The organism is Acidibrevibacterium sp. (assembly GCF_049965395.1).
In the GTDB taxonomy this organism is placed as follows: domain Bacteria; phylum Pseudomonadota; class Alphaproteobacteria; order Acetobacterales; family Acetobacteraceae; genus Acidibrevibacterium; species Acidibrevibacterium fodinaquatile.
Map to the genome: position 1 here is coordinate 1 of NZ_JBMFWJ010000071.1, position 5178 is coordinate 5178.

6 protein-coding genes are annotated in these 5178 nt (G+C 59.6%); 3 read left to right on the plus strand and 3 right to left on the minus strand.

Annotated features, from left to right (window positions below; all coding sequences use genetic code 11):
- The 3 genes from ACP5M5_RS13810 to ACP5M5_RS13820 all read left to right on the plus strand — a co-directional run.
- On the plus strand, positions 1–1625 hold a 1625-nt coding region (locus ACP5M5_RS13810), incomplete at its 5' end, for an arsenate reductase (azurin) large subunit (RefSeq protein ID WP_427938291.1).
- A gap of 47 nt (positions 1626–1672) precedes the next feature.
- Positions 1673–2659 (plus strand): GTP 3',8-cyclase MoaA, encoded by a 987-nt coding sequence (moaA, locus tag ACP5M5_RS13815; RefSeq protein WP_427938293.1) that lies wholly within the window; start codon positions 1673–1675, stop codon positions 2657–2659.
- Between the two features lie 59 nt (positions 2660–2718).
- Positions 2719–3186 (plus strand): OsmC family protein, encoded by a 468-nt coding sequence (locus tag ACP5M5_RS13820; protein WP_427938294.1) that lies wholly within the window; start codon positions 2719–2721, stop codon positions 3184–3186.
- Positions 3187–3220: 34 nt separating this feature from the next.
- Here ACP5M5_RS13820 and ACP5M5_RS13825 read toward each other — a convergent pair whose 3' ends face one another.
- From ACP5M5_RS13825 to ACP5M5_RS13835, 3 genes are read right to left on the minus strand one after another with little or no spacing between them, the layout of a single operon-like run.
- Positions 3221–4132 carry a hypothetical protein gene (locus tag ACP5M5_RS13825; RefSeq protein WP_427938296.1) on the minus strand — a complete coding sequence of 304 codons (912 nt, stop codon included), beginning with the start codon at positions 4130–4132 and terminating at the stop codon, positions 3221–3223.
- A 29-nt stretch (positions 4133–4161) separates the two neighbouring features.
- A complete protein-coding gene (locus ACP5M5_RS13830; RefSeq protein WP_427938298.1) occupies positions 4162–4587 on the minus strand; it encodes a hypothetical protein in 426 nt (141 codons plus the stop codon).
- A gap of 17 nt (positions 4588–4604) precedes the next feature.
- A complete protein-coding gene (locus ACP5M5_RS13835; protein ID WP_427938300.1) occupies positions 4605–5003 on the minus strand; it encodes an ArsR/SmtB family transcription factor in 399 nt (132 codons plus the stop codon).
- Between the last annotated feature and the right edge of the window lie 175 nt (positions 5004–5178).

The window sequence follows — 5178 nt, forward strand, 5'->3', positions numbered from 1 at the left end:
CTCCGCAATCGGGCACCGATTTGATCCTGCTCAACGCGATTTTCACGGAAATCGCAGCTAAAGCATGGGTCGATCACGAGTTCATCAAGAACCATACCGACGGCCTCGTTGACGCCAGCATTGGCGCCGGTGACATACGATCACAAGCGGTGGCCCAAACCAGCGCCAGCGGCTTCGAGGAAGCGGTGCGCCGCAACCACACCACCATCGAAGAAGCCGCCCGGATCACCGGCATTGCTCCCGATGATATCCGCAAGGCCGCGGTATGGATTGCCGAGCCCAAGCCAGGCGGCTTTCGCCGCCGCACCATGTTTCCCTACGAAAAAGGCCTGATCTGGGGTAACGATAATTACCGCACCAATCAGGCGCTAGTGAATATCGCGCTGGCGACGGGCAATCTCGGCCGGCCGGGCGGCGGCTGTGTGCGGCTTGGGGGACACCAGGAGGGCTATGTTCGGCCCGATTATCCGGGCGGTCGCCCGGCGGTCTATGTCGACCAGTTACTCATTTCCGGCCAAGGCGGCGTGCATCATGTCTGGGGATGCGATCACTTCAAGACGACGCTCAACGCCAGTGAATTCAAGCGTATTTATAAACGCCGCACAGACATGGTCAAAGCCGCGATCGATGCGGTGCCGGCGGGCGATCGGGCGCGTCAGGTTGACGCCATCATGCTCGCCATCGAGCAGGGCGGATTGTTCGTCGTCGATGTCGATATCGTGCCGACCCAGATCGGCAGTTGCGCGCATGTCATGCTGCCCGCGGCGACGGCGGGTGAGGCCAATCTGACCAGCATGAATGGCGAGCGGCGCATGCGTCTAACCGAACGCTATATGGACCCGCCGGGTCAGGCGTTGCCAGACAGCTTGATCGTCGCGCGCCTTTCCCAGGCGCTTGCTGCCAGTTGGCGCTCGGCTGGGAAGTCCGAGATCGCGGATAAATTCAACGGTTATGATTGGAAAACCGAAGAAGACGCGTTCATGGATGGCTACCACCGCAACGCTGCCGGCGGTCAGTTCGTGACCTACGAGCGGCTGCGCGCGATGGGAACCAACGGGTTCCAAGAACCCGCCGTGGGCTTCGAGAACGGCAAAATCAAGGGCACCAAGAGGCTTTTTGCCGACGGAAAATTCAATACCGAGAACGGCAAGGCGAAGTTCGCGGCCACCCCCTGGCGCGGCTTGGCAACACCTGGGAAAGCCGAAGAAAAAGCGAAGTTTCGTTTCCTAGTCAATCAAGGACGGGCCAATGCGGTCTGGCAGTCGCTTTATCTCGATCAGGACAATCCCTTTGTTCACGATCGGTTTCCTCTGCCTTATCTGCAAATGAACCCGGCGGATATGAAGGATCTCGGCCTCAAGGAGGGCGATCTTGCCGAGGTCTATAATGAAAATGGCAGCACGCAAGCGATGGTCTGGCCAACTGACACGGCCCGACGCGGCGAGACCTTCATGGTGTTCGGCTTCCCGAGCGGCGTCGTTAGCAACGTGGTCAGTAAGGGCGTCAATGAGCTGATCATCCCGAATTACAAGCAGACCTGGGGGGATATCCGGAAGCTCGCCGACCGTCCGCGAGCCTTGGCATCACTCTCTTTCAAAAGCCAGGACTACCTCCCACCCGCGTGACGATCTGAAGGCGCGGCCGCACGTGTTCGCCAACCCATGAGGGGAAAATGATCGATCCGTTCGGCCGTGCCATTAGTTATTTGCGTGTCTCGGTGACCGACCGCTGCGACCTTCGCTGCGTCTACTGCATGGCGGAGGATATGACATTCCTGCCGCGCGATGACGTACTATCATTGGAGGAGCTTGCGCGGCTCTGTCGCGTTTTCATCCGCCTCGGCGTGCGGAAATTGCGCTTGACCGGTGGTGAGCCATTGGTCAGGCGCAATGTCATGACGCTGGTCCGCGATCTCGGCGCCGAGATTGGCCGTGGCCTCGGTGAACTGACGCTCACCACCAACGGCAGTCAGCTCTCGCGGTTTGCCGACGCCTTGCGGGAGGCTGGCGTGCGACGCATCAATGTTAGCCTGGATACGCTATCGGCCGGGCGATTCGCCGCAATCACGCGCTGGGGAAAGATCGAGAAGACCCTCGCTGGCATCTTCGCCGCGAAAGCCGCCGGGCTCATGGTAAAAATCAACACTGTCGCGCTGAAAGGCGTGAACGAAGACGAATTCGATGATTTGATTGCGTGGTGCGGGCATCACGGGTTTGACCTTTGTCTCATCGAGACGATGCCGATGGGCGAGATCGGCGCCGACCGTTGCGATCAGTATCTCCCGCTCTCCTTGGTGCGGAGCCGTCTCGCCCGGCGCTGGACGTTGGATGAGAGCGACCATCGCACCGGCGGCCCGGCGCGCTATGTAAGCGTGCGCGAGACTGGCCGAAAGCTCGGCTTTATTACACCTATGACGCATAATTTTTGCGAGAGCTGCAACCGCGTGCGCCTCACCTGCACCGGGACGCTTTATATGTGCCTGGGGCAGGAGGATTCGGCCGATCTTCGCCGTGTTTTGCGCGCGGGGGCGACGGATCAGGAAGTGATGGTTGCCGTTCGCAGCGCAATCGCGCACAAACCGCGCGGGCATGATTTTGTCATCGACCGGCAGCGTCGGGCGCCCGCCGTGGCACGCCATATGAGTCTTACCGGGGGGTAGCGCTGGCTTCGTTGTCTGCCCTTTGATCGCCTCCTTCCCAGACCTCTGGAGGGACACTCATGGACATGAATGGACGCAGTGAACGCCGGTTTGCCGTCAAGATAACGCATCAGGAGAAATATCAATTTTTGTCGGAAGCGAGCGAGGCCGGGGAAAAACACGGCGCGCCCTATCTCTCCGACGAGCCAAAACCAGTGGGCGACAACGCGGGACCATCGACCCCTGCGTTATTGGCCTCCGCTATCGGGCATTGTCTTTCGGCGTCTTTGCTGGAGTGTTTGAAGCACGCCCACGTTGATGTTCTCTCCTGTCGCGCGGACGCAGTGGCGGTGGTCCGACCAAACACCGATGGAAAGCCGCGCATCGACCATGTCGAGGTGACGATTCGTCCGCAAGTGAGAGGGCCAAGCAAGCGACTGACGCGATGCGAGGATGTGTATAAAAATTCCTGCACAGTGACATCCTCGGTTGAGAGAGGCATTGCGGTCGAGGTAAAAATCGATTGGGACATGGTGGATCACACGTAACCACGTCGTTCGGCCTTGAGGTTTTTCGAGCGATCTACCAATGATGGTTGGTGAAAAAGCTCCAGCGCAGCTCCAATTCGAAGCCAAAATCATAGCGGCTCGCGGGGCCGTTGGTGGTTTGCATCATCGGCAGCAAGAAAGTAAAATTTATCGATGACAAGGCGCCGGTGTACATGAGTCCCGGGTCGAGCAGCCAAAGCTGACCGCCGGTGCCAGGCATGAAATGCCCATACAAGCGATCATAGGTTTCTGAGATATAATTGGTTTCCAGAGACAAAAAGAGCTGTTTTTCGAATGGGCTTTCAATGATTTTTGGCCATAGCGGGTAGTAGAAGCCGGCATTTGCCTCCAGCTTATCGCCGACTTGATAGCCCGCCGCGGTCGAATGCGTCTCATAGCTGACTTCGGCAGCGGCGTCCCAATCGAGCGTTTGCCAGGAACTCGTCAAGGCGGCTTTCCCACCCCAATCACCGCTGCCGGTTTGGTCGTTTCTGGGCATCGCAGGATTGGCATTGTCCATACCCGTCGGCACCGACACCCCGATCAGCGGCGCGATGCGGAACGTCGAACCAATCCCATCGAGTTGATAGATTGTGTAACGCGCTTCTTCCAGACTATCGCCCAAGCCGGTGGCTGCGAGCCGTTCGGCTTTGCCGCCGACCGTGACATCGGCCATGTTGGAAACGACGAGGTCGTTTTCTGAGATAAGGGCAAGATTTGGCGATGCGCCATAAATGATGACGCCTTCGCCGGTGACACTTTGCGCGCCTTCCGTGCCCTCGGTGACCAGAGGCTGTACCCGCACGGCAATATTGCCAGCGGAGATGGGCGACGCCGAGGGAAATGTAATCTGGGCTCTGGCGGGCGTTGCCAGCATCACCGTTGCGGCAAGGGCAAGCGTGGCACCGAGAAAAGGAAGGAGAAGTTTTATCGCAAGCCGGCGCACGCAGGGTGGGGCCAATCCCTGAGCCGCTATCATTGCGGTGGCGACGCGGCCTTTGGTGCCGTGACCGTTCTGCCGTTTGGCGTCACCCAATGGATATCGCCAGGTGTGTAGCTCGCATTCTTGACCGCGGCGCGCAGTTCCTCGTCGGTGATGTGGGCGCCGGGGAGGAGCTTGATATCCGCCAGGCCATGCCGCATGTCGAAATCGACCTTGGCGACGCCGGGAATCTGCCCGAGGCGTTTGACAATGCCGAAAACCGAATAGGGCACCGCAACCCCTTTGACGATGATCTGCACTTCGTCACCTTGCGCGGGCGGCGGTGCCGCGCCGGCCAAACTCGAGCATAGGCTTGCCAAGATGACCGCAAGCATCGCAAAAGCCGGCCGCTGATAAAGGCGGCGGGCTGCCACGTGCGCCCGCGGCCGCTTGAATGCGCGCAAGAACTCTGCGGTCATGATGCCCAACCCTCGCCTCAAAGCGTGTTTTTCCCGCAATCGATCTCGGTGCATGCCAAAACACCGCGCGCGGTATCGGCCAAGAGCTCTTCGCCCAGACGCAGCAGCGTCTCGACCCGCGGGTCACTCAGGCGATAGCACACAAAACGCCCGACGTGATCGCGCGTGACGAGACCGCAATCGTACAGGCATCCGAGATGATTGGAGACATTGGGCTGCGTGAGGCCGGTCGCATGCACGATCTCGCCGACCGTCTGCGCTGCCGGACGCAACGCTTCCAAAATCGACAGACGCGATGGGTCAGAAAGCCCGCGAAAGAGTTTCGTCAGCGTCTCGGCCTTTCGCCGCAACGCCAGCGACGACGGCGCCACCGCTGAGGCGGCCGGTGAGTCCAGAACCTGCGCATGTTGCGACATTTCTTTATATAATCATACGATGATATTTAACGCAAGCCTCTTCTCGCTCGGTGGCGTATGGCGCGGAGCCAAGGCCTTTGCGGTCACTGCGCATAAACAACTCTCCGCCCGTCAAATGAGGGCGCGGCGCGCCTCCGCGCCGGCAGGCAACCACAGCGTCAGCAGAAGACAGGCC

Excerpts from the sequence above, each read along its gene's own strand:
- moaA (WP_427938293.1), top strand. The coding sequence starts at position 1,673 with ATGATCGATCCGTTCGGCCGTGCCATTAGTTATTTGCGTGTCTCGGTG.
- ACP5M5_RS13820 (WP_427938294.1), top strand. The coding sequence starts at position 2,719 with ATGGACATGAATGGACGCAGTGAACGCCGGTTTGCCGTCAAGATAACG.
- ACP5M5_RS13830 (WP_427938298.1), bottom strand. The coding sequence starts at position 4,587 with ATGACCGCAGAGTTCTTGCGCGCATTCAAGCGGCCGCGGGCGCACGTG.
- ACP5M5_RS13835 (WP_427938300.1), bottom strand. The coding sequence starts at position 5,003 with ATGTCGCAACATGCGCAGGTTCTGGACTCACCGGCCGCCTCAGCGGTG.